Source organism: Brevibacillus sp. WF146 (assembly GCF_001673705.2).
Lineage (GTDB): Bacteria > Bacillota > Bacilli > Brevibacillales > Brevibacillaceae > Brevibacillus > Brevibacillus thermoruber.
On sequence record NZ_CP109943.1, the window covers coordinates 2,678,539 to 2,701,768 of the forward strand.

Annotated in this window: 25 protein-coding genes; all 25 read right to left on the minus strand. The window is 58.7% G+C overall.

The window, feature by feature from the left end; all coding sequences use genetic code 11:
* Positions 1–9 precede the first annotated feature (9 nt).
* The gene (locus A6764_RS13285) at positions 10–600 is read right to left on the minus strand and encodes a nucleoside recognition domain-containing protein (protein ID WP_029099548.1); all 591 of its coding nucleotides are present in this window, start codon (positions 598–600) and stop codon (positions 10–12) included.
* The gene (locus A6764_RS13290) at positions 593–1,753 is read right to left on the minus strand and encodes a D-alanyl-D-alanine carboxypeptidase family protein (RefSeq protein ID WP_065066268.1); all 1,161 of its coding nucleotides are present in this window, start codon (positions 1,751–1,753) and stop codon (positions 593–595) included. The genes A6764_RS13285 and A6764_RS13290 overlap by 8 nt, the downstream gene beginning before the upstream one ends.
* A gap of 89 nt (positions 1,754–1,842) precedes the next feature.
* Entirely contained in the window at positions 1,843–2,427 is a 585-nt protein-coding gene (gene scpB / locus A6764_RS13295) for an SMC-Scp complex subunit ScpB (protein ID WP_029099546.1), read from the minus strand.
* On the minus strand, positions 2,417–3,184 hold the full coding sequence (locus A6764_RS13300) for a segregation/condensation protein A (RefSeq protein ID WP_035297863.1): 768 nt from the start codon (positions 3,182–3,184) through the stop codon (positions 2,417–2,419). The genes scpB and A6764_RS13300 overlap by 11 nt, the downstream gene beginning before the upstream one ends.
* A 25-nt stretch (positions 3,185–3,209) precedes the next feature.
* Entirely contained in the window at positions 3,210–3,884 is a 675-nt protein-coding gene (locus A6764_RS13305) for a site-2 protease family protein (protein WP_029099544.1), read from the minus strand.
* A gap of 132 nt (positions 3,885–4,016) precedes the next feature.
* Positions 4,017–4,754, minus strand: coding sequence for an alanyl-tRNA editing protein (locus A6764_RS13310; protein ID WP_065066267.1), 738 nt, complete (start codon positions 4,752–4,754; stop codon positions 4,017–4,019).
* Positions 4,755–5,157: 403 nt separating this feature from the next.
* Complete coding sequence (locus tag A6764_RS13315) at positions 5,158–5,592, minus strand: peptidylprolyl isomerase (protein ID WP_035297866.1); 435 nt, start codon at positions 5,590–5,592, stop codon at positions 5,158–5,160.
* Positions 5,593–5,618: 26 nt separating this feature from the next.
* The gene (locus tag A6764_RS13320; protein ID WP_065066266.1) at positions 5,619–5,975 is read right to left on the minus strand and encodes a hypothetical protein; all 357 of its coding nucleotides are present in this window, start codon (positions 5,973–5,975) and stop codon (positions 5,619–5,621) included.
* A 170-nt stretch (positions 5,976–6,145) separates the two neighbouring features.
* The gene (gene ltrA / locus A6764_RS13325) at positions 6,146–7,408 is read right to left on the minus strand and encodes a group II intron reverse transcriptase/maturase (protein ID WP_065068426.1); all 1,263 of its coding nucleotides are present in this window, start codon (positions 7,406–7,408) and stop codon (positions 6,146–6,148) included.
* Positions 7,409–8,005: 597 nt separating this feature from the next.
* On the minus strand, positions 8,006–9,328 hold the full coding sequence (gene lysA / locus A6764_RS13330; protein ID WP_065066265.1) for a diaminopimelate decarboxylase: 1,323 nt from the start codon (positions 9,326–9,328) through the stop codon (positions 8,006–8,008).
* Positions 9,329–9,521: 193 nt separating this feature from the next.
* A complete protein-coding gene (locus A6764_RS13335) occupies positions 9,522–10,994 on the minus strand; it encodes a spore germination protein (RefSeq protein WP_065066264.1) in 1,473 nt (490 codons plus the stop codon).
* On the minus strand, positions 10,921–11,562 hold the full coding sequence (locus A6764_RS13340; protein WP_029099753.1) for a stage V sporulation protein SpoVABEA: 642 nt from the start codon (positions 11,560–11,562) through the stop codon (positions 10,921–10,923). Before A6764_RS13340 ends, A6764_RS13335 begins: the two co-directional genes overlap by 74 nt.
* A 29-nt stretch (positions 11,563–11,591) precedes the next feature.
* Positions 11,592–11,942 (minus strand): stage V sporulation protein AE, encoded by a 351-nt coding sequence (gene spoVAE, locus A6764_RS13345; protein ID WP_029099539.1) that lies wholly within the window; start codon positions 11,940–11,942, stop codon positions 11,592–11,594.
* Positions 11,942–12,970 (minus strand): stage V sporulation protein AD, encoded by a 1,029-nt coding sequence (gene spoVAD, locus A6764_RS13350; protein WP_065066263.1) that lies wholly within the window; start codon positions 12,968–12,970, stop codon positions 11,942–11,944. The genes spoVAE and spoVAD overlap by 1 nt, the downstream gene beginning before the upstream one ends.
* A gap of 12 nt (positions 12,971–12,982) precedes the next feature.
* On the minus strand, positions 12,983–13,462 hold the full coding sequence (gene spoVAC, locus A6764_RS13355; protein WP_065066262.1) for a stage V sporulation protein AC: 480 nt from the start codon (positions 13,460–13,462) through the stop codon (positions 12,983–12,985).
* A gap of 115 nt (positions 13,463–13,577) precedes the next feature.
* Complete coding sequence (locus A6764_RS13360; RefSeq protein ID WP_065066261.1) at positions 13,578–13,997, minus strand: stage V sporulation protein AB; 420 nt, start codon at positions 13,995–13,997, stop codon at positions 13,578–13,580.
* On the minus strand, positions 13,994–14,608 hold the full coding sequence (locus A6764_RS13365) for a stage V sporulation protein AA (protein ID WP_065066260.1): 615 nt from the start codon (positions 14,606–14,608) through the stop codon (positions 13,994–13,996). The genes A6764_RS13360 and A6764_RS13365 overlap by 4 nt, the downstream gene beginning before the upstream one ends.
* Positions 14,609–14,720: 112 nt before the next feature.
* On the minus strand, positions 14,721–15,476 hold the full coding sequence (sigF, locus tag A6764_RS13370; RefSeq protein WP_065066259.1) for an RNA polymerase sporulation sigma factor SigF: 756 nt from the start codon (positions 15,474–15,476) through the stop codon (positions 14,721–14,723).
* 11 nt (positions 15,477–15,487) lie between these two features.
* Positions 15,488–15,934, minus strand: a complete 447-nt coding sequence (gene spoIIAB / locus A6764_RS13375) for an anti-sigma F factor (protein WP_029099533.1) — start codon at positions 15,932–15,934, stop codon at positions 15,488–15,490.
* A 1-nt stretch (position 15,935) separates the two neighbouring features.
* Positions 15,936–16,286: an anti-sigma F factor antagonist gene (gene spoIIAA / locus A6764_RS13380; RefSeq protein ID WP_029099532.1), complete on the minus strand. Its 351-nt coding sequence runs from the start codon at positions 16,284–16,286 to the stop codon at positions 15,936–15,938.
* A gap of 149 nt (positions 16,287–16,435) precedes the next feature.
* Entirely contained in the window at positions 16,436–17,626 is a 1,191-nt protein-coding gene (locus A6764_RS13385) for a D-alanyl-D-alanine carboxypeptidase family protein (RefSeq protein ID WP_029099531.1), read from the minus strand.
* Positions 17,627–18,034: 408 nt separating this feature from the next.
* Positions 18,035–20,068 carry a methyl-accepting chemotaxis protein gene (locus A6764_RS13390; RefSeq protein WP_065066258.1) on the minus strand — a complete coding sequence of 678 codons (2,034 nt, stop codon included), beginning with the start codon at positions 20,066–20,068 and terminating at the stop codon, positions 18,035–18,037.
* Between the two features lie 262 nt (positions 20,069–20,330).
* Positions 20,331–21,290 (minus strand): ABC transporter ATP-binding protein, encoded by a 960-nt coding sequence (locus tag A6764_RS13395; protein ID WP_065066257.1) that lies wholly within the window; start codon positions 21,288–21,290, stop codon positions 20,331–20,333.
* A gap of 15 nt (positions 21,291–21,305) precedes the next feature.
* On the minus strand, positions 21,306–22,301 hold the full coding sequence (locus A6764_RS13400) for an ABC transporter ATP-binding protein (RefSeq protein ID WP_065066256.1): 996 nt from the start codon (positions 22,299–22,301) through the stop codon (positions 21,306–21,308).
* Positions 22,302–22,315: 14 nt separating this feature from the next.
* Positions 22,316–23,230: an ABC transporter permease gene (locus A6764_RS13405; RefSeq protein WP_065066255.1), complete on the minus strand. Its 915-nt coding sequence runs from the start codon at positions 23,228–23,230 to the stop codon at positions 22,316–22,318.

Sequence of the window (23,230 nt, forward strand, 5' to 3'; positions counted from 1 at the left end):
TTCCCTCCTTTATTTCAGCCTGCGGGTGTGACGGTATCGGTACCAGCGATCCAGCAGCAGGGCGACAGCCGTGGCGCCGAACGACGCCAGCAGCGTCGTGCCCACGATTTCGACCGGATGGGCCGAACCGTACTGCATGCGAATCGCGATCATGGTCGTGGGAATCAGGGTAATGCTGGCCGTGTTGATCGCCAACAGCGTGCACATGGCCGGCGTGGCGTGCTGCTTGTCGGGATTCAGCTTTTGCAGTTCCTCCATCGCCTTCAGTCCCATCGGCGTGGCCGCGTTGCCCAGCCCGAGCAGATTGGCGCTCATGTTGGACAAAATGTAGGCCATGGCCGGATGTCCGTTCGGCACGTCGGGAAACAGCCGGTTGATGAGCGGCGCCAACAGCCGGGCGAGCACGTCCAGAAGCCCCGCTTTCTCGGCAATGCGCATCAAGCCCATCCAGAACGCCAGCACGCTTACCAGCCCGAACGCGACGGTCACCCCCGTTTTGGCTCCTTCAAACGCCGCCTGATTGACCGCATCCAGCCGTCCGTTGACGGCGGCCACCACGATGCTGATGACGATCAGGGCGAGCCAGATGACGTTAAGCACTCCACATCCCTCCCGCCATGATCTCCCAGACATGGTCCCAGAACGACCGCGTCCGCCCGGGCGTCGAGGCCGGCGACGAATCCTGTACGGTGAGCGGCACCCGGCCGATCAACCGGTCGCCGAGATACACCTGCAAAAACCCGACGTGCCTGCCGACCATGCGCTTCGTCACGGACGGCTGAACCAGCTCCACCTGCGTGCGGAGCTGTTCGGCCTCGCCGTTTTGCAGCGGATAGGCGAACTCGTTGATCGTCACCAGGCGGAGGGACGGATCTTCTGCTGCAAAACTCACCTGGACCGTTTGCCCCTTGGTAACGACCCTGCTCACGGCAAAGTGCTCAAACCCCCAGTCCAACAGCTTCATCGAGTCGTTCCAGTCATCCGGCGCATTGAGCGTAATCGCCGCCAACTGCCGACCGTCCCGCGTCGCGGAGGAAGCCAGACAGCGTTTGGCCAGCTTGGTGTAGCCGGTCTTCACTCCGTCCGCGCCGTTGTACAGATGAAGCAGCTTGTTTTTGTTCTGCAAACGCCGGTCCCATTTTTCCCCTTCCCACGAGATGCTCTTCACCTTGGTCGAGACGATCTGGCGAAAGACGGGATTGTGCAGCGCGTAGGCGGAGAGCTTGGCCATATCCTCGGCGGTGGAATAGTGCATGTTGCTGTCGTCGAGACCGTGCGGATTGGTGAAGTTGGTGTGGGTCATGCCGATCAGCGCCGCCTTCTCATTCATCAGGTAGACGAATCCGGGCACCGATCCGCCGACGTGATGCGCCACGGCCACGGCGGCGTCGTTGCCGGAGCGGAGCATCAGCCCGTACAGCAGTTCTTCGAGCGTCAGCTTTTCGCCCTGCTTGAGGTAGATCGAGGAGCCGTCCACCCCGACCGCCTCCTTTGGCACGGTCACGACGTCCTGAAGCCGGCCCGACTCGATCGCCACAATCGCCGTCATGGTTTTGGTCAGACTGGCGATCCGCATTTTTTTCGATCCGTTTTTGGCGTACAGGATGCGCCCGCTGGCCACATCGATCAGGGCGGCCGCTTCCGCGGAGACGTCGGGGGGGCCGTCTGCGGCCTCCACCTGCTGCTGCATGAAGAGCATCTGCCAAAAAAGAAAAACGACGAGTACGCCGGACAGTTTTTTCCGCACTTTCATAACGTCCTCCCCAACGATTGTAGTACCGGCAGTTTGTACCAGTATATGGGGACGAGTCGTTTGGTAGTACCGAAACTGTCCGCAGGCGACTAGTCGTTTGTCGTCTCTTCCGCTTTTCCGAACAGGGCGGACGCCTCCATCCGGGCTTCCTCGATGTTCAGGTTGACGGGCGGCTCGGGCAGATCGCTCAATTCCCGCAGCCCGAAATGTTCCAAAAACTCCTTGGTCGTGGCGTACAGGATCGGACGCCCCACGCCTTCCGCCCGGCCCGCCTCGCGAATCAGCTGCTTGGAGAGCAGCGTGTTCAGCGCCTTTTCGCATTTGACGCCGCGAATCTCCTCGATTTCCGAGCGGGTGATGGGCTGCTTGTACGCGATGATCGCCAGCGTCTCCAACGCCGCCTGGGAGAGCGTGGACTGGCTGGGCGATGAAGCCAGCCGCTCAAAATAGGGCGCGTGCTCAGGCAGGGTGGTCAGTTGGTAGGCGCGGGCCACCTCCACGATTTGAATGCCGCGTCCCGCACGGCGAAAATCCGCTTTCATGTCCTCGATCAAATCGACGACCGTTTCTTCCGGCACTTCGATTATCTCGCTGATTTGCTTGGCGTCAATGCCCTCGTCGCCCGAGATGAACAGCAAGCCTTCGATGACGCCTTTCAGCTTGTCATAGTCCATCGGCTTGGGCTCCTTTCTCCGTATTCTCGCAGATCATGATGTCGTGAAACAGCTTGTGCTGCACGCAGGTGACGTGTTTGGCCTTCATCAGCTCCAGCAGGGCGAGAAACGTGGTGACGATCTCCGTGCGCGACGCCCCCGGCGAGAAAAGCTGGAAAAAGCGGATCATGCCGCCGCCCACCCGCAAAAGCTGCCGGATTTCCTGCATTCTGTCCTTGATGGAAATTTCGTCGCGCGACACCTTGGCAATCGGGTCCCTCTCCTTGACCCGCTTCACCAGCTTTTCCAGCGCGCTCAACAGGTCGTACAGGGTGACGTCCTTGATCGTCTGCTCCTCTTCGCGGACGTAAGGGGACAAGTCTTCCGCCGGACGCGTGAACACCTGGTTGCGCCCCGTCTCCATCTCGCGGAGCTGATCGGCCAACAGCTTGTACCGTTTGTACTCCAGCAGCCGCTGCACCAGTTCCTCGCGCGGGTCGGCCTCTTCCACGTCCATGTCCAAAAGCGGTTGAAACACGTGCTCTTCCTTTCGCGGCAGCAGCATCTTGCTTTTGATCGACAGCAGCGTGGCCGCCATCACGACGAACTCGCTGGCCACATCCAACTGAAGCTGCTGCATCGTGTCGATCGTCGCCAGATACTGCTCGGTAATCTCCGCGACCGGGATGTCGTAGATGTCCACCTCCGCCTTTTCGATCAGGTGCAGAAGCAGGTCGAGCGGGCCTTCAAAGGAATCTAGTTTGATGCTGTATGACACAAGTAACTCCCTCGTTTCCCACTGGCTAGAACAGCGATAAAATGGCGGTAGCCGCATCTACCACCCACGAGACGGTCATGCTCAGCGGCGCATTCAGAATCAGGCCCCGCAGAGCCGGCAGGAAGATCAGCAGCAGCAGGAGCCACGGTCCGTAAACCTCCAGCTTGTAAAAGAATCCGTCCCAGCGGCGCGGCGAAAGAAAACGGACAATTTTGGAGCCGTCCAGGGGATGGATGGGCAGCAGGTTGAACACAAACAGCGCGCAGTTGATGAGCACGCAGTTGAACAGCGTTTCATGAATGGCGACGGCAGCCATTTCATGCATGCCCGCAAGCACGTTCGATTGCGCCACCCAGCCGTAGATCGTCATGAAGAAAACGGCCAGCACCAGGTTGATCAGCGGCCCGGCCGCCGACACGTAGACGATCCCCAGCCGTTTGTTGCCGCGGAACTGCAGCGGATTGATCGGCACGGGCTTGGCCCAGCCAAACGGTCCGAACAAAATCAAAATCAGCCCGAACGGATCGATGTGGGGAATCGGATTGAGCGTCAGGCGCCCTTCCCGCTTGGCCGTGTCATCCCCCAGCTTCCAGGCCACGTAGGCGTGCGCCCACTCGTGCAGCGTAAAGGCGATGACGAACGCGATCAAGCGAAACGGCACCGTCTCCCACTCAAAGTGAAACAGATTAGGAAAGTCCATTCCGTTCTCCTCCGAAAAAGTCGCTATCTTCTAGCATACCAGCAGACTCGGAGGGTTACAACCCCGAGTGCGGAGGAGAACGGGTCGCTCAGACATGAAGCGTGCCTTTGGAGCGGGTGACCGGGAACGGGCTCATCCCCGCGCGTTTTCCATGTTGAGCGGGAGCACCCGCACTTCCAGCCGCTTGTTGTTCTTCCCTTTGCTTTTTACGTCCGTGATCTCCAACCGGCCGATCTCCCCGGTTCGTTTGACATGGGTGCCGCCGCACGCCTGCTCGTCTACGGAATCGATCGACACCAGCCGCACTTCCCTGATCGAGGGAGGCAGCAGGCTGACCACCGTTTTGATGATCCCGGGGATGCGCTCCGCCTCTTCCCTGCCGATGGTCCGGTACGAGATGGGATGATCGGCGGCGATCACGCGGTTGGTTTCCGCGACGATCTCATCCAGCTCCGCCGGCGTCAAGTCATGAAGCTGGTTAAAATCGATGCGGGCCCGCTCCGGGTAAATCTGGTTGCCGGTGCAGAGGGCGCCGTACTTCTCGTATACGACCGCAGCCAACACGTGCAGCGACGTGTGGAGACGCATCATTCCATACCGGTGCTGCCAGTCGATTCTGGCCGTGACCGGACCGGCCGCCAGTCCTTCCGGTTCCTTGTCGTAATGGACGATCCGGCCGCCCTCCCGCTTCACCTGGTAGACGTCAAACAGCCGTCCGTCCTGTTCAAGCGTCCCGGTGTCGCATTCCTGTCCGCCGCCCGTCGGATAAAACACCGTCTGATCGAGGATCACCTTTTCGCCGGAAATCTCCACGATGCGAGCCGCGCATTCGCAACGATAGCTGTCCTCCAAAAACAGTTCTGCTGTCACAAGACATCCCTCCGGATCCGTAGAAGTTAGTAAGCTGACTACGTTTGTGGAGCTGCAAAAAAACGGTTCATCATGCTGAACCGCTGCCCTGTCACGACCTGAGCCACTATCGGTTGGCTGTGCCGCAAGTTGTCCGGTTTTTCCGCTCCCGATGCCGGTCGTTTGTTCACTACCTACGTTTTATCACAGGATTGGAAATGCTGTAAACCCAGAGAAACCCAGATGAACGAAGCGGCTCCTGCCCCCCACCTCTCCGTTCTCCTGGCGCATGGGGACACGTCTGCCCTTTTGGCATGACAAAATCCCCTCCGGCAGACTGTCTTCGCCCCTGTCTTCACCTGGGCGTTTTCCCGCAGTCCACCGCGAGGGGATTCGATTGCGCAACGGATGTGTTCCCTTGCCGTTATTCGGCGAACACTTCCACTTTTTCCATTCTGTCGCCCTGCTTGATCGCATCCACGTGCTCCATGCCTTTCGTCACGCGGCCGAAAACGGTATGTACGCCGTCCAGGTGCGGGAAGGAGTCATAGCAGATGAAGAACTGGCTTCCGCCGGTATCCTTGCCCGCGTGCGCCATCGACAGGGAGCCGCGCAGATGCTTGTGCGGATTGCCTTCGGTCTCGCACTTGATGGTGTAGCCCGGTCCGCCGGTTCCCGTGCCGTACGGGCACCCGCCCTGCGCCACGAAGCCCGGGATGACGCGGTGGAACGTCAGGCCGTTGTAGAATCCGGAATTTGCCAATTTTTCAAAATTGGCCACCGTTCCCGGCGCTTCCTGTTCGAACAGTTCCAGTTCGATCTGGTTGCCGTTTTCCATGGTGATCAGCGCTTTTTTCATTCCATTGCCTCCAGACGTGGGAAGAGTCATAACGCCCCCATTTTACCACGCTGCTCTGCCCGCGTCCAATCTCTTCCGCTGTCATTCGCTTCCGCGCACTCCCTGTCCTGGTCGGAGACAAAGACGGTTCCGGGCCGCTCCTTCGCCAGCCGTTTGACCCATGCCGCCTGCTGCGCGATTTCCTCCACGCTGCCAAACCTGCCGGGAAGCAGGCTGACGCCGGCCATCGACATCGACAGGATCGAGTCGTCGCTGACCCGCCGTTTCTCATAGATGTCGGCGAAGTACGACCCGAACTGCTCGATCAGAAACGCGACGATCGGTTCCGCACACTCCGGGGTGGTGATGACGATAAAGTCGGTGCCGCCAATGACGTCGACCACATGGTGGATCTTTCCTCCTCGCTCCCCAGTATGGCAGGCCACTCTTGAGATCATGTAAACCCACGATTAATAAATGGTGAACAATTCCCCGCCGGGAATCGAGTAGGAGGGGGCGACTAACCCCCGTCCTCTCACACCACCGTACATACCGTCCGGTATACGGCGGTTCATCAAGCTTGACGAAGTGCGAAATATCGCTGCACCAAACTCATGAGCCCTTGTTGTTGCCAGTAGGTAATACCAAGGGCTTTGTGAATGTGCGGAGATTTGGTTGTTCGCCATGCACCCTTGCGGGTATTTGCAATCTCCAGTGCTTTGCTGTGGGGAAGACCGAGGGAACGAAGTTCGCGGTATCGCGTACGGATTCGTTTCCATTGCGTCCACAGGCAGAGACGGAGCCTTCGGCGAATCCATTCCTCAATCCGCAGGAGGTGGGTTTTCGCCTCAGCCAACGCAAAATATCCGATCCATCCCATGAGGTATTGGTTGAGTTTTTGAATTCGCTCCTGTATAGGGATGCTCCAATGCGGGTTGGTCAGTTGGCGAATTCGTTCTTTTAACCGGATGATCGATTTGGGATGCAGGCGTATCCGTGCCTCTTTTCCCGGAGCAAAGCTAAAGCCGAGGAACTTTCGATTGCACGGCCGATCTACCGCACTTTTCTGTTGGTTTATCTTGAGTTTGAGCACCCTGGTCAAGTATCGCTCCACGCTCGCCTTTACCCGTTCCCCCGCGCGTTTGGTGCGGACATAGATGTTGCAGTCGTCCGCATAGCGGCAGAAACGGTGTCCCCTCCTTTCCAGTTCCTTGTCCAAGTCGTCCAGCAGAATGTTGGCCAACAACGGACTCAGGGGGCCACCTTGCGGTGTACCCTCTTCCGTTGAGACGCACACTCCGTTGACCATAACTCCGGATTGCAGGTAAGCGCGGATTAGTTTAAGGAGACGCTTGTCCTTCACCTTGCGGGCTACCCGGCTCATCAGGATGTCATGGTTGACCCGGTCGAAGAACTTCTCCAGGTCGATGTCGACCACATACCGGAATCCTTCCTTGATGTACTGTTGCGCTCTCTGCACAGCATTGTGAGCGCGGCGACCTGGGCGGAATCCGAGGCTTGAATCGGAGAATTCTGGGTCAAAGATGGGAGTCAATACCTGCAGGATGGCCTGCTGGATGAAGCGATCTACCACGGTAGGGATGCCTAGCAACCGTATTCCCCCGTCAGGTTTCGGGATTTCGACCCTGCGAACAGGAGTCGGTTTGTAGGTTTCCGTCTCGATTTGCGACCGGATGGTCGCCCAGTGCAGGCGAAGGTAGTCGCGCAGTTGTTCAGTTGAAACACCGTCGACTCCCGCAGCGCCTTTGTTGGCTTCCACTCGTTTGAGGGCGGCCGTGAGGTTGTCCCGAGACAGAACCTTCTCCAGCAGATCCATAACGATACTCCTTCCTCCGCGCACATGTCGCCAAGCTTGCCGTACGATGCTCAGCCCTTCTCTGTACCCTCGGGGCTTCACCCCTACTCTCCAGAGGAAGTTCCAGTTCTGAATTCTGCTTCGACACACCGTATCGAAAGAGGTTGGGACATATGCTGACTTGATGTTCGGCCCTTCCCCCTCAGGCGTCCCCGATTGGGGTACTATGGCCTCTGCTGACTTCTGCATGTTCAACGCCCCCTCACGGAGGCGGTTGCCAACGATAGTAGGCGTACCATGCAGACCTCCCCGGGTAAGAGCGGTAGCCTTCGTCCCATGTACCTGCCCAATTTACTGTTGTACCCTTTGGCTGTATGGGGCTTCACCTTGTGCGGCAGGCTCGCCCAAGTACAACAGCCTCAAATCGGGTTCGTGTACCTCAGGTCGGGACTTTGCCGCCGGCTTCCTTCAGATTCCGCCTCGCGGCGGACACCCTTGCCTTAGGCTAACGGTTGGTACAGCCAACCCCCGTTCGGGACTTTCACCCTATAGCTACCGCCCATGCCGGGCGCACCGCAAAAAGCCTTCCCGATGTCGGGAAGGCTTGAACGCGCTGTCTTATCGCAGCACCTGAGCGCGCTTGGGAAGCAGGTCGTGACGGATCAGATCGGCGAGGCTCTCCCGCTTCACCACCAGTTCCGCTTCGCCGTCTTTGACAAAGACGACCGCGGGGCGCGGGATCCGGTTGTAGTTGTTGGACATGGCGTAGCCGTAGGCGCCGGTGCTGGTGACGGCCAGGATGTCGCCCGCCTGTGCCGGCGGCAGGGTGACATCCCATATCAGCATGTCCCCCGTCTCGCAGCATTTGCCCGCGATGGAGACCTGTTCCGTCGCCGGTTCGTTCATGCGATTGGCGACAGCCGCCTCGTATTGGGCCTGGTACAGCGCAGGCCGCAGGTTGTCCGTCATCCCGCCGTCCACGGCCAGGTATTTGCGCACGTCGGGAATCTCCTTGCGGGAGCCGATGCGATACAACGTGGTGCCCGCCTCTCCGACGATGCTGCGGCCCGGTTCGATCCACAGCTCCGGCAGCGGGATGTCACGGGCGGTCAGTTCCTGCCGCACGGCTGTCGTGATCGCCTTGACGTACTCCTCAGGCGGAAGCGGCGTGTCGCCCTCCACGTAGCGGATGCCGAAGCCGCCGCCGACGTTCAGCACTTGCGGGAGATAGCCGAACCGGTCCTTTGCTTCTCGCAGCAGTTCCGCCAACCGCTCGACGGCGACGATAAAGCCGTCCGTCTCGAAGATTTGCGAGCCGATGTGGCTGTGTACGCCCAGCAGGTTCAGCCAGGCGCTCTCGTGGGCCTGCTTGATCGCGTCCAGTGCCTGCCCGCTCTTGACATCAAAGCCGAACTTGGAGTCCTGCTGGCCGGTGGAAATGTATTCGTGCGTATGCGCCTCCACGCCGGGCGTCACGCGCAGGAGCACCGCCACCCTCTCGTTTCGCTCCTCGCCCAACTGCCGGAGGATGTCCAGCTCGTAAAAGTTGTCGACGACGAAACAGCCGATGCCGGCATCCAATGCCATGACAATTTCTTCCATCGATTTATTGTTGCCGTGGAAGTGAATGCGCTCGGCGGGAAACCCGGCCTGCAGGGCGGTGTACAGCTCACCGCCGGAGACGACGTCGAGAGACAGCCCCTCCTCCTCTACCAGCTTGCACATCGCCATCGTGCAAAACGCCTTGCTCGCATAGGCGACCTGAAAACGGAACCCGGACTGGCGGAACGCCTCCATGTACGCCCGGCATTTGCTGCGAATCAGCGCCTCATCGTACACGTACAGCGGCGTCCCGTACCGGGCAGCCAGCTCGGTGACATCACAGCCGCCGATTTCCAAATGTCCCAATTCGTTTACTCGACTTGTCCCGTGCAAAAGCATCCCCAAATCCTCTCCAATCTCCTGCTGCATACCGTGCGGTTGCGTTGTGTCTTTATACAGAAAGGCAACTGAGCGCGATTCGCCAGTTGCCGTATCCACCTAGCATCCGTTAGGCTTACCATTCAATTTACTACAATAAAGTGCGTTTGACAATGGGTCGTGGCTTTTATTGTCAGAAAATTCCCCGACTGGTCTACTGCCGCGAGGAATCGGGGGAGCGGACAATGCTCGGCCGCCTGTTTTTCATCGGCACGGCCATGCGGATGACCACGTCCTTCATCGCCTTGTAGTTGAATGGAATGAACGGCCAGAGGTAGGGCGTATCCAGCGAGCGGGTGAAGGCCAAGCCCACCAGGACGACGGTCAGGCCAAGCATCAGGCCGGTCGTGGAAAAAAAGCCGACCATCAGGATGAGGAAGAGGCGGACCAGCCGATTGGCCTGTCCCAGCTCATAACTGGGGGTGGCGAACATGCCGACTGCAGCCACCGCCAGGTAGAGGATCACTTCGGGCACAAACAGGCCCACCTTGATGGCCACTTCCCCCACCAGAATCGCCGCGAGCAAGCCCATCGCGATCGACAGCGGCTGCGGCGTGTGAATCGCCGCCATCCGCATCAGATCGAGTCCCAATTCCGCCAGGACGAACTGCCCCAGCAGGGGGATTTCCGCCTTTTTCTTGATGCCGATGTAGGCGAGCTGATCCGGTATCATCGAGGGGTGCATCGCCAGAAGCAGCCAGACCGGCAGCAGAAAGACGGAGGCGAAAATCCCGAAAAAGCGCACCCAGCGCAGATAGGCACCGACGACAGGGGTTTGGCGGTACTCCTCGGCGTGCTGGACGTGATGAAAATAGGTGGCGGGCGTGATCATGACGCTCGGCGACGTGTCCACGTAGACCAGCACGTGCCCCTCCAGCAGGTGGACCGCCGCCACGTCCGGCCGCTCCGTATAGCGGACGAGGGGAAACGGATTAAACGACTTGCCGATGATGAATTCCTCGACGGTTTTCTCCGCCATGGGGATGCCGTCGATCTGGATGTTTTGCAGACGGTGCCGCAGCTTCTGGACCAATTCCTCGTTGGCCACATCCTTGAGGTAGGCGAGGGCCACATCGGTTTTGGTCCGCTCCCCGATCTGCATGATTTCAAAACGCAGCCGCTCGTCGCGAATCCGCCGCCGCGTCAGAACGGTGTTGATCACCAGCGTTTCCGTAAACCCGTCGTGGGCGCCGCGGACGATTCGCTCCGTATCCGGCTCTTCCGGCTGACGGGTGGGCAGCACCTTCGCGTCCATGATGATCGCCTCGGGGGACCGGTCGATGATGATCCCCACTTGGCCGACGAGCAACTTGTCCAAAAACTCGTCGGTGGTGGACACCTTGGTCAACTGATAGAACGGGATGTACTTGTGGTACAAATGCTCAAGCGCATGGGACTGCATGTCCCGCTCCCTCAAATTGTTCAGGTCGCGCATCACCTGGACGACGATGTCGGAACTGGCAAAGCCGTTTATGTAGTACAGCAGGAGACGTGTGCCGCCCACGGTAAACTCATGCACACCCACGTCAAAACTGATGCCCACCCCCAGCTTTTCATTCAGATACTCCTTGTTCTCTTCCACGCGTTCCGAGATGGGGCGCCGTTTCGTCGCGTCTTTCTGTGCCATGGGAACCGCTCCTTTCCAGTATCCATTTCACCGCAGTCAATGTGACCGGGCACCCCTTGTGCAGATGGTCCCTGCCCTGCATCTTGCCGACGTCCCCGATGCCGATGATGTTGGGCACCTGCAGCGCGTTGAGGACGTCCACCGTATCCCCGTAAATGCGGTTTTCCAGCGAGCCGTCGGCAAATCCGTCCTTGTCCACCGCCTCGTCCACGATCCGCCCCCGGTTGTCGACCGAGACCCTTACCGACGCTCCCCTCACCCATTTGGTGTTGGAGGCGACGGCGATGGCGCCCAGGACCTCAATATCGGGATGCCGGACCACGTATTCGATCGCCCGTTCGCCCTGGCCCTGTCCAAAGTCGCCGTTGTCGTCAAACATGACCAGCACCGGATCGGAGGCGGCCATCTTGATCAGTTCCACCATCTGTTCGCCGGACAGGGGCGTGGGATTTCCCGCCGACAGGGAAATGGCGCGGCCGCCGACCTGCCGGGCGACGGTCTCGACCGCTTTTTGCGCGACGTGATCGCCGTCGGTTACCAGAATGACTTTTCGCCGTTGTCCGCCCATGAGGGTCACCGTCCCGCTCACGTCCGTTTTCAGCCTTTGGGTTTGAAGACAAGCGCCGCCAGGAATCCGAAGGCGATCGCTGCGGAGATCCCTGCGCTGGTAACCTCGAATATGCCGGTGACAACGCCGATCAGCCCGTGTTGTTCCGCTTCGCTGATCGCCCCGTGATAAAGCGCGTGGCCAAAGCTGGTGATCGGCACCGTGACTCCGGCGCCGGCAAAGTCGATCAACCTGTCGTACACGCCGATAAAGTCCAGGACGACACCCGAGACGACCAGCGTGCTCATGACATGGGCAGGTGTCAGTTTGGCGACGTCCATGAGCAGTTGGCCCACGACGCAGATCAATCCGCCCACCACGAACGCAATGAGGTATTCCATTACGATTCTCCTCCTTCCAACGCCACGGCGTGGGCGATGCACGGGATGGAATTGCCCTGCTGGTAGCTGACCGGGCTGAGCAAAGCGCCGGTGGCGCACACCAGCACTTTTTTCAGCAGCCCTTTGTTCAACTGGTCGACGATGTAGCTGTAGGTGACCACGGCGCTGCTGGCACAGCCGCTGCCGCCCGCGAACACGTCCTGGTCGGGCGAATACACCATCAAGCCGCAGTCGTTGTATACCCCTTCCATGTCATACCCGTCCGTTTGCATCCATTCCTTGACAATGGGATACCCGACGGCGGCCAGGTCGCCCGTGACAATCAAATCGTAATCGCGCGGGGTACGGCCGGTGTCGGAGAAATGCGCCTGCAGGGTGGAGACGGCAGCAGGCGCCATCGCCGATCCCATGTCAAACGGGTCCTTCACGCCCATGTCCACCACTTTGCCGATGGTCGCATAGGTGATGCGCGGCCCGTTTCCGCCGATACCGACCAGTCCCGCCCCCGCCCCCGTCACGGTCCATTGGGCAGAGGGCGGCTTCTGTCCGCCGTATTCGGTCGGATAGCGGTATTGACGCTCGGCCGTCGCGTTGTGGCTGCTGCAGGCGGCGATCGCCCGGTTGACGTAGCCGGCGTTCACCAGCGCCGCCGCGTTCGCCAGGGTGAGCATTGACGTGGAGCAGGCGCCGTACATGCCCAGGAGCGGGATGGCCAACTGCTCCGCCGTAAAGTTGGTGGTAATGTTTTGGTTTAACAGGTCGCCGGCGACGATCAGGTCGACATCCTGTTCGGTCAACCCGGCCTTGTCCAAGACCAACTGCACCGCGTCCTCCATCAATTGGCGCTCCGCATTCTCCCAGCAATCCTGGCCGGCATACATGTCGTCATACACCTTGTCAAAAAACGTCCCCAGCGGCCCTTCCCCTTCCTTGGGCCCGACCGCCGTCGCCGTAGACACAAGCCGCACGTCCCTGGTAAACTGCCAGGTTTGCCGGCTGACACGGAATTCCGCTGCTTGGCTACCCACCGTTTGTCCTCCTTACGTGAACATCTTCCAGAGTGTCTTCAGGACGCCCGCGACAAAGGCGGCCACCACGCCAAACACGATGACGGAGCCGGCCAGCTTGAACATGTTGCCGCCGACCCCCAGCACAAACCCCTCACTGCGATGCTCAATCGCGGCCGAGGCGATCGAATTGGCAAACCCGGTCACCGGCACGGCCGAGCCCGCTCCCGCATACTGGCCGATGTTGTCGTAGACGCCCAAGCCGGTCAGCAGCACGGCCAAAAAGATCAGGGTGGCCACGGTCGGATTGCTTGCGGTTTTTTCCGTAAACCCGAAAAAGGTGATATAGATGTTCTGCAAGATTTGTCCCAAGAGGCAGATCGCCCCGCCTACCCAAAAGGCGCGCAGCGAGTTGAGCAGGACGTTTCGCTTCGGCTGGTATTTGGCCGCCTGCTGCTGATACAGTTGGTTCGTCATGGGCATCGATTTGGACGTTTTCGTCTTGGTCCCCATCTTGTTCACTCCTTCTGATCATAGGTGCCGCCAGTCCTGCCACCGTATGCATATGGTTCATCCATATGGTTCCTGTTTCTATTCACATCTATGAATGGCTGTATTTTCCACACGATTACAAGCGAAGCAGCCACTGCAGGAGCGAACCGCCGATCTTTCCAAAAACCATCGCCATCAGCAGGACGATCAGCTTTTCGTCCACGTTCAGCCTTTTCGCCAAAATCGGAAACACGTTCAGCACTTCGGTCAACCCCGCCGCCAGCGTGCCCACAAACACACCGGCCAAAAGGCCGTACAGAGAGGTGGTCACCAGCGGCAGACGGACCACCCATTGAAAAAAGTCAGCCATCGTAAAAAAGAGGGCCCCGGCCACCAGCGCCCATTCCAGCGCCCGTATGTGGCGGTGGGCATTGGTCAACTGCGTCAGACGCGGAATGATGTCCAGCACGGTGATAAAGGCGACGAATCCGCTGCCGACAGCCACTCCCCCTCCCAGTCCGATCAACACCAGCAGCAGATACTGCCAGGCGTTCATGACTTGGTCCGCTCGTTTTCCTTGTTTTCGTGCTGGATGTAATACTGGTCCAGGCTTTGCTGATACATGAACAGCTCCACCTCCAGCGGACTGGGTTCTTCCGTGATCCGTTTTTTAAACAAGTGATTAAAAAACAGCACCATCCCCAGTCCGATCCCGATCGAATAGGGGATTTGCAGCCACAGCGGCTGCTCGCTTGCCTTCCCGGTAATCAGGTAGTGGATCCGCTGATGGACCTGAAGCATGCTCACGTCCGTATGAAAGTTCATGATCGCGAGACCCGACCCGACGAACAGCAGCAGCCATACCGCGGCTACCAGCACCGGTTTGGGTCGTTTCCGCGGGTTGAGCACTTCCACGATGATCTGCGTCGATCCCTGAATCTCCAGACTGGCTTCCGGATAGGCGGTCCGGATCTTGCGAATCACCTGCATGATATCGATGATGATCAAATCGCCGTCTTCCGGCTGAACGCGATAGACAGGCATCTTCGCCAGTGCCGCCTCCCGCTCCCCGTCCCAATAGAGTTGGCAGATGTCTCCCAGGGTGATCACCGCCTGCGGTTTGACAGACAGCCGTTTTCGCAGTCGCAGAAACAAAGGTTCTTGCACGTCAACCCCTCCTTTGTGCCCTGCCGATCTTCCGCTAGTATGCGCCGTTTGCCGGCCCGGTCATGCAGTCGGGGAAAACGTTTGTGCGGCCACAACAAAAGACCAGACGAGCTTACTGCTCAATCTGGTCCTTGATCGTCTGCAAAATGCGCTTTTCCAGCCTCGATACCTGCACTTGCGAGATGCCCAGCCGCTCTGCCACTTCCGATTGGGTCTGGTCCTTGTAGTAGCGCAGATAGACAATGAGCTGCTCCCGCTCGTTCAGCCGGCTGATGGCGTCCTTCAGGGCGATTTTTTCAAACCATCGGCTGACGCCGTCGTCGGCAATCTGGTCAATCAGCGTAATCGGATCGCCGTCGTTTTCAAACACCGTCTCGTGAATCGACGACGGCGCCCTGCTCGCTTCCTGGGCCAGCACCACCTCTTCCGGCGTGATGCCCACCGCCTCCGCCACTTCCGAAATGGTCGGCGACCGGCCGTACACTTTGTACAGCTCGTCTTTTGTCCGCCGCACCTTGTTGGCCGTCTCCTTGAGCGAGCGGCTCACCTTGACCGTCCCGTCGTCGCGCAAAAACCGCTGAATTTCCCCGATGATCATCGGCACGGCGTACGTGGAAAATTTGACGTCGTACGCCAGGTCAAACTTGTCCACGGCTTTCAGCAGGCCGATGCATCCGATCTGAAACAGGTCGTCCGCCTCGTAGCCGCGATTGATAAAGCGCTGGACGACAGACCACACCAGCCGGATGTTGCTGTTGACGAGAAGCTCGCGGGCCTCGGCATCTCCATTCTGGCTTTTGGCAATCAATTCTTTTACTTGATCATTGGTCAGAAAGGGCTGACTGGCATTTTTGATATCGGCACCCATTGGCACTACCCCTAATTTTGCAAGGCTTTGGCACACGAAAGGCGTTTGGTCAGGCGAACGGTGGTTCCTTTTCCGACGGCTGTCACCACCTCCAGCGTGTCCATGAAATTTTCCATGATGGTAAAGCCCATGCCGGAGCGTTCCAGTTCCGGCTTGCTGGTGTAGAGCGGCTGCATGGCCAGATCGACGTCCTCGATGCCTTTACCTTGGTCTTCCACCACCAAATCGACCAGGCCGTCTTCGATGCTGACGGAGATGCGGACCACGCCTTCCGCGTTTTCGTCGTACCCGTGAATGATCGCGTTGGTAACCGCTTCGGACACAACCGTTTTGATTTCTTCCAACTCCTCGACCGTCACATCCAACTGCGAGATGAACGATGCGACGGCCACGCGGGCAAACGCCTCGTTTTGGCTCAGTGCGGCAAACGACACCGTCATGAAATTGCGCTTGGTCATCTTACGCCACCCCCAGTACGTGCAGCGCTTCCGCTTCGCTTTCGCGGAACTTGATCACCTTGAACAGGCCCGACATCTCAAAAATCCGGTAGATGGTCGGATTGATCGAACACACGACCATTTCGCCGGAGCGGGCGGAAATCTGCTTGTATCGGCCGAGAATGACTCCGATGCCAGAGCTGTCCATAAACGCCAAATCGGCCAGACTGAGTACGATGTGGCGTATATGCGGATTGCGCAGGATCTCATCCACTTTGCTGCGCAGTTCTTCCGCCGTGTGGTGATCCAGTTCTCCCTGCAAACGGACGACCAGCACGTCCTGCTTGGTTTCCGTGGCGATGCGTAGACTCATAGCTGACACACTCTCCTTCATCCCGTAGTTCTCTCTCTTTTCTTCCAGGCCCATTCCATTTCCTGCCAGGCGACAAAAGAACAAAAAAATCGAGCAGCCGAAGGTCACATTCGTGGCAACTCGATTCTTTTCGCGATCGTGATGTCTGTTCAGTAGCCAATCAAGACGTGTTTTGTGGTTCGCTTGAGAATCTCCCACATGCCTGCCTTCTCTATCGATTGCTCCGGATAGAGATCAATGCGGCTCACTTCTTTGCCTTCCTTGGTTCGGATGAAGATATGACCGACAATCTGGTCCTTGCTGACGGGCGCATACACCGTCGGATTCAAGACGACCTCCCTGGTGAAGTGATCAGGCGATTCGCCCCGCTTCATCAGCAGACTGACCGCTTGCGGCGTGATGACGTTCACCTGCGGATGCTTTCCCTTGTCCACGGTGATCGGCTGCACCACTTCTCCCTTTTTGTAGACCGACTGCACCTTGAAGTGGGTAAACGCGTAGGTGAACAGCGTGGACACTTCCGCGTTGCGCGTCTTGGTGTCGGGTTCTCCCATCACGACGGCGATGACCCGCATGTTGTTGCGCTTGGCGGTTGCCGTCAGACAGTATTTGGCTTCGCTGGTGTAGCCCGTCTTCAGTCCGTCCACCCCTTCGTAAAACCGGATGAGACGGTTGGTGTTGACGAGCCAGAACGGACTGTCCGAGTCTTTTCGCAGATAGTCCTGATAGGTCCCGGTATATTTGGTGATCAATTCATGTTTCAACAGCTCGCGGGACATGATCGCAATGTCCATCGCCGAGGAGTAATGTTCGGGGGCCGGCAGGCCGTTGGAGTTCACAAAATGCGTATTCTTCATGCCGAGCTGCTTGGCTCGCTCGTTCATCCGGGCTACAAAAGCCTCTTCCGTGCCGCCCAGATGCTCTGCCATGGCGACGGAGGCGTCATTGCCGGACGCGATCGCGATGCCCTTGATCATGTCATCGACGGTCATTTCTTCCCCGGGCTGCAAAAAAATTTGCGAGCCCCCCATCGACGCCGCCCGTTCGCTGGTGCGAACCTTGTCGGTCAGCTTGATCTCGCCCCGATCCAGCGCCTCCATGATCAGAAGCAGGGTCATCACTTTGGTGATGCTGGCGGGAGGCAGTTTTTCATGCGCGTTCTTCTCGAACAAAACGGTTCCCGTATCCGCTTCCATCAAGATGGCGGACGTCGCGCGCGGCGCGAAGTTCATCTCCTTTTGATCGGGTGCGGGCTTTTCGTTGGCAGCCACCGCCATCGGAGAAAAGAAAGCAACACATGTGACGAACACACACAAACCCAGATACAGCGTCCTTTTCATAGCATCCCCTTCCCTCCATTCATGGTTTTATTCTCACCAATCGGACAGGAAAATATTCACAAGAGGGAAATGGCGTTTCGGCACAAAAAAAGCCCCCCCTTCACCTGAACGAAAGGGGAGCCGCAGATTGAGGACAAACCGATTGTATCGAAGGAGAAGCATGTTTCCGGCAGAGCGACTTGTGAGCCCTACCGAGCGGAGCATCGATTTGCGGGAAAAAGGAGCGCCACCTCTGAAGGGGCTTCGTATCGATGCTACTTTGGCGATCCCCCGCAAATCGGTGCGGAGCGTGCAGTCTATGCGTCTCTGCTGGTCGAGCATGGAGCGGATGCCGGAAACGTACTTCTCCCCCCAGCAGTCTTTGTCTGCACACTAAGCCCCCTTCGCCTGGGCGAAAGGGGACCGCATTCAGATGACAAACTTGCGAACGTTGTCCGACAATTCGTCCGCCAGCGTTTTCAGTTGTTCCACATTTTCGCTGATTCGCGCGATGGCGTTCAGTTGTTCGTCGACCGTTTCCACGACGCCGCTCAGGGACTGGTTGATCTCGTCCGACATGGCGGAGAGCCGGTGCATCGAGCTGGTTACCACCTGGTTGCCGGCGGCCATCTCTTCCGAAGCGGCCGACATCGCTTCGCTCTGCTCCGCCGCCGACTGGATGTCGGAGACGATGTGCTGGAAGGCGACGCCCACCGACTCCACGGACTGCAGTCCGTCGCCGACCATCGCGACGATCTCGTCCATGTGGGTGCTCATGCCCATCGCGTCGTCGTTGATCGAATGGGCGATGGAGGCGATGCGTTCGGAGAAGGCGCTGCTCTCCTCCGCCAGCTTCCGCACTTCGCTGGCGACGACGGAAAAGCCGCGTCCCGCCTCGCCGGCGCGAGCTGCCTCGATTGCCGCATTGAGCGCCAGCAGGTTGGTCTGCGAGGCGATGCTTCTGATCATCTCCACGATGCTGGTGATCTGGCGGGCCCGGTCGCGCAGGCCATGCATCTGCCGGGCCGTCCGCTCCACTTCACCGGTCGCCTGCCGGACCGTGGAGATGACATTTTTCACCAGTTCCATCCCGTCCTGAGCCCGCTCGAAGGTGCGTGTCGTGGCCAGCGTCGTCGATTCAGCCGCTACCGCCACTTGTTCCACCCCTTGGGAAATCTCCGATACGGTTCGGACGGCCGCCGCCACCTCGCCCGTTTGCAGGGAGACCCGCTCGGAAATGGTGGTGACGTTTTCCGTAATGAGCTGAATGGCCCCTTTGTTTTGCTGCGCAAAAACCGACAGCTCGTCGGCAGCCGCGTTCAATCGGGCGGCTTGTCCCTGCACGAGGGAGATCAGCGTGCGCAGTTCCGCCACCATTTCGTTCATTTTTCGTCCCACCATGGCCAGTTCGTCGCTGCCTTTGACTTCGACCTCCACGTCAAACCGGCCGGCACCGATGCGCTCCATGTCCTGGGCGATGGCGTACAGCGACTGGCGGATGCGCTTGGCGAACCACCAGATCAGCAGGGCCGACAGGGCAATGACGGGAAGGCTGATCAGGGCGAAGTAGAGCCCCATGCCATTTACGTCGCCGTACACCTCGTCGGTGCCGGTGGTCAGGACGACACTCCAGCCGAGCGACGGGATGGGCGCCAGCGCCGCGAAGGAGTCCGTCCCGTCCGCTTCGTACAGCAGGCTGCTGCTTTGCTTTTGTCCTGCCAGCTCGAGCATCTCCTCGTAGTCGCCATTCTCGGCCAGCGAAAGCTTTCCGTTGTGTTCGCGGTCGTGGTGGGCGATCACCAGCCCGTCCGGCCGCACCACAAACGCGTACCCGGCCTGCATGAACGGAATCGACTCTACTTTGCTGACGATCGGCTCAATCGTAAAGCCGACCACCAGCACGCGGGAGGTATCCTTGTTTTTCTCGCCGACCGGCGCGGCGAGGTAGAGATAGCTTCTGTCGCTGCCCTGCACGATCTCTTCATCTGAGATGACTGGGGCCGCTGTCGAGACGGCCTGTTGAACGAACTTCTTCTGCTTGAAATCAGTCTCGCTTCGCCCCGTAAGCGAGTACAGTGCTTTTCCGCTGGCCGTATCCACCAGGTAGATTTTCGCAATCTCCTTGTGACTTTGACGCAGCAGATGGAACTGCTCCATGATCAGCGGCTCCATCTCCGTCGTCATTACGCGCTTGGACGCCGTATCCAGCGCAGAGTTCATCATGTCCTGAATCCAGTCTTCCATGCTGGCGGCATGCTGTTCCGCCAGCATTTTCGCCTGGGCGGACGTGATCCCGATCAGCGTCGACTTGGAAAGGGACAGCGCTATGTATTGAAGGGAACCAATAATGACCAAAACAAGAATAATGCCAAACGCAATCATTTTGGTGGCGAGGGACCCCTGGAGCTGTTCCTTCAGCGACCCCAGCACCCGGGGCGCATCACGCAGCCAACGAAGAGACATTCCCTTTCCTCCAAAACGTATTTCTCGAATTCCTCGAAAACGCATTTCTCGAAAACGCGGCAGTCGTATTTTCCGCATGAGCAACAGCCCCCTTTTTTCAATCAGCAGCTCCATATTATGCCAGGCAGGCGGTAAAAAAAAGCCTCCACGAACACGTTCAGGGTGTGATACCCGGTCGTTTCGCAGAGGCCACATTGTGCAGTGTTGTCAGGAAAGACAGGATTCCCAATCGGATTGATCGGGAATGCCTGTCCTCGCGATTCTAGTTGTATAAATGGCAGGCCGCGAAATGGCCCGGTTCCACTTCTTTCCAAACCGGCTCGACAGCGGCGCATTCCGGCATCGCCTTCGGGCAGCGGGTGCGGAAATGGCAGCCGCTGGGCGGATTCATCGGACTGGGCACGTCGCCCTGCAGGACGATGCGCTCCCGTTTGCGCTCCACTTCCGGGTCCGGAATCGGGATGGCCGACAGCAGCGCCTGGGTATATGGATGGAGCGGTTTTTCGTAGAGCTTCTCACTATCGGCCAGCTCCACCATTTTGCCAAGGTACATGACGGCGACACGGTCGGAAATGTACTTCACCATCGACAGGTCGTGGGCGATGAACATGTAGGTCAGGCCCATCTTTTCCTGAAGCTGCTGCAGCAGATTGACCACCTGTGCCTGCACCGACACGTCCAGCGCGGAAATCGGCTCGTCGCAGACGATAAACTTCGGCTCGACGGCCAATGCGCGGGCAATCCCGATCCGCTGGCGCTGGCCGCCGGAGAATTCGTGCGGGAACCGGTTCATGTGCTCCGGGTTCAGGCTGACCAGCGAAAGCAACTCCTGGATTCGTTCCTTGCGCTTTTGGCCGGATGCCAGGCCGTGAATGTCCAGCGCCTCTCCGATGATGTCGCCCACCGTCATCCGCGGGTTGAGCGACGCGTACGGATCCTGGAAAATCATCTGCATGTTGCGGCGCATCGCTTTCATTTCCTGATGGTTCAGCTTCATCACGCTTTGGCCTTCAAACAGGACGTCGCCTGCCGTAGGCTCGTACAAACGAAGGATGGTACGGCCGGCCGTGGACTTGCCGCAGCCGGACTCCCCTACCACGCCGAGCGTTTCGCCGCGCTTGATCTCAAAGGACAGATCGTTTACGGCTTTCAGGGTAATGTCACCGATCTTGAAAAATTTCTTCAGGTTGCGCACTTCAATCAGCGTATCGCGTTTCTCCACTGGTTACCCCTCCTCTTACGATCCTGCGCGGTTTTGCGCCAGCGGGTGCTGCAGCCAGCAGGCGGCGCGCTGCGTCGAGCTGATTTCTTTCAGTTCAGGATCGTACTCCTGGCAGACGCGCATGGCCGATTCGCAGCGGGTGGTAAATCCGCAGCCGACAGGAGGACGAAGCAGGTCCGGCGGAGTGCCGAAAATCGGCGTAAGCGGCTCGTCGCGTTTCAGGTCCAGGCGCGGAACGGAGCGCAGCAGCCCTTTAGTGTACGGATGCTGCGGGTTGTAGAAGATGTCGTCGACCGTTCCCGTTTCAATCACCTTGCCGGCGTACATGACGATGACGCGGTCGCACATCTCGGCCACGACACCCAGGTCGTGCGTGATCAGGATGATGGACGTGCCCGTCTTTTTCTGCAGGTCTTTCATCAGGTCCAAAATCTGAGCTTGAATCGTCACGTCCAGCGCCGTGGTCGGCTCATCCGCAATCAGCAGCTTGGGCGAGCAGGCGAGCGCAATGGCGATCATGGCGCGCTGCCGCATCCCCCCGGAAAATTCGTGCGGATACTGGTCGACGCGCTTTTCCGGCTGCGGGATGCCGACCATGGTCAAGAGTTCGATGGCACGCGCACGGGCAGCGGCGCGCGTCATCTTTTGGTGCTTGATCAACCCTTCCATAATCTGGTTGCCGACTGTCAGGGTCGGGTTCAGCGAGGTCATCGGGTCCTGGAAAATCATCCCGATTTCCTTGCCGCGAATCGCTTCCATCTCTTTGTTCGACTTCTTGACGATGCTCTCGCCGTTAAAGATGATATCCCCTTTTTTGATTTCACCCGGCGGCATGGGAATCAGCTTCATCAGGGTCTGCGCCGTCACGGATTTGCCGCAGCCGGACTCCCCTACGATCGCGACCGCTTCCCCCTTGTTTACGTGAAAGTTCACGCCGCGTACCGCTTTTACTTCCCCCGCGTACGTGTGGAAGGAGACATGTAGGTCTTTCACTTCAAGAATGCGTTCCATTGCGATGATCCCTCCTATTTGCGCAAGCGTGGGTCTACGGCGTCGCGCAGACCGTCACCGAACAGGTTAAATGCCAACATCGTAACGGAGATGAAGATGGCCGGGAACATCAGCCGCCACGGATAGTACTTCATCGCCGCCAAGCCTTCGGCCGACATCGTGCCCCACGATGCGACCGGCGCGGAAACCCCCAATCCGATGAAGGAAAGGAACGACTCGGTAAAGATCGCGGTCGGAACGGTCAAGCTCAACGTCACGATAATCGGCCCCAGCGCGTTGGGGATCAGGTGCTTGAAGATCAGACGGTTGTTGTCCGCGCCGAGGGAACGGGCGGCCAGGACAAATTCCTGCGCTTTCAACTGGAGGATCTGTCCGCGGACAATCCGCGCCATCCCGATCCAGCCGGTAATGGTCAGGGCGATGATGATCGTCACAACCCCCTGCTCCATCACCACCATGAGCAGAATGACCACCAGCAGGTACGGAATCGCGTACAGAATATCGGCAATGCGCATCATGATTTCATCCACTTTGCCGCCGTAGAATCCGGCAATGCCGCCCCAGATCATCCCGATGATCAAGTCGATGAGGGCTGCGGCAAACCCTACTTCCAGCGAGATGCGGGCGCCGTACCAGACGCGGACGAACACGTCACGCCCCAAGTCGTCGGTCCCAAACCAGTGTTCGGCCGACGGCGGTTTGTTCTTGCCGGCCAGGTTGGTCGTATAATAGTCGTGGGAACTGAAGATCGGGATGAAAATGGCACAGGCGACCAGCAGCAGGATAAAGATCAGGGAGGCCATGGCCACCTTGTTCATTTTCAGCCGGCGCCAGACGTCCGCCCAGAAAGAGAGGCTGGGACGCTTGATTTCCTCCGCCTGGCGAAGGTCGACGGATATTGGCTCGAAATGCTCTTTCGTCAGTTGCAT

Coding starts and splice junctions, on each gene's coding strand:
- lysA (WP_065066265.1), bottom strand. CDS start 9,328: ATGCTTTTGCACGGGACAAGTCGAGTAAACGAATTGGGACATTTGGAA.
- A6764_RS13315 (WP_035297866.1), bottom strand. CDS start 5,592: ATGAAAAAAGCGCTGATCACCATGGAAAACGGCAACCAGATCGAACTG.
- A6764_RS13385 (WP_029099531.1), bottom strand. CDS start 17,626: ATGAAAAGGACGCTGTATCTGGGTTTGTGTGTGTTCGTCACATGTGTT.
- A6764_RS13390 (WP_065066258.1), bottom strand. CDS start 20,068: ATGTCTCTTCGTTGGCTGCGTGATGCGCCCCGGGTGCTGGGGTCGCTG.
- A6764_RS13305 (WP_029099544.1), bottom strand. CDS start 3,884: ATGGACTTTCCTAATCTGTTTCACTTTGAGTGGGAGACGGTGCCGTTT.
- A6764_RS13340 (WP_029099753.1), bottom strand. CDS start 11,562: ATGGGCGGACAACGGCGAAAAGTCATTCTGGTAACCGACGGCGATCAC.
- spoIIAA (WP_029099532.1), bottom strand. CDS start 16,286: ATGAGTCTACGCATCGCCACGGAAACCAAGCAGGACGTGCTGGTCGTC.
- sigF (WP_065066259.1), bottom strand. CDS start 15,476: ATGGGTGCCGATATCAAAAATGCCAGTCAGCCCTTTCTGACCAATGAT.
- A6764_RS13360 (WP_065066261.1), bottom strand. CDS start 13,997: ATGAACGCCTGGCAGTATCTGCTGCTGGTGTTGATCGGACTGGGAGGG.
- scpB (WP_029099546.1), bottom strand. CDS start 2,427: ATGGACTATGACAAGCTGAAAGGCGTCATCGAAGGCTTGCTGTTCATC.
- A6764_RS13400 (WP_065066256.1), bottom strand. CDS start 22,301: ATGGAACGCATTCTTGAAGTGAAAGACCTACATGTCTCCTTCCACACG.
- spoVAC (WP_065066262.1), bottom strand. CDS start 13,462: ATGGGGACCAAGACGAAAACGTCCAAATCGATGCCCATGACGAACCAA.
- A6764_RS13290 (WP_065066268.1), bottom strand. CDS start 1,753: ATGAAAGTGCGGAAAAAACTGTCCGGCGTACTCGTCGTTTTTCTTTTT.
- A6764_RS13405 (WP_065066255.1), bottom strand. CDS start 23,230: ATGCAACTGACGAAAGAGCATTTCGAGCCAATATCCGTCGACCTTCGC.
- A6764_RS13335 (WP_065066264.1), bottom strand. CDS start 10,994: ATGGCACAGAAAGACGCGACGAAACGGCGCCCCATCTCGGAACGCGTG.
- spoIIAB (WP_029099533.1), bottom strand. CDS start 15,934: ATGACCAAGCGCAATTTCATGACGGTGTCGTTTGCCGCACTGAGCCAA.
- ltrA (WP_065068426.1), bottom strand. CDS start 7,408: ATGGATCTGCTGGAGAAGGTTCTGTCTCGGGACAACCTCACGGCCGCC.
- spoVAE (WP_029099539.1), bottom strand. CDS start 11,942: ATGGAATACCTCATTGCGTTCGTGGTGGGCGGATTGATCTGCGTCGTG.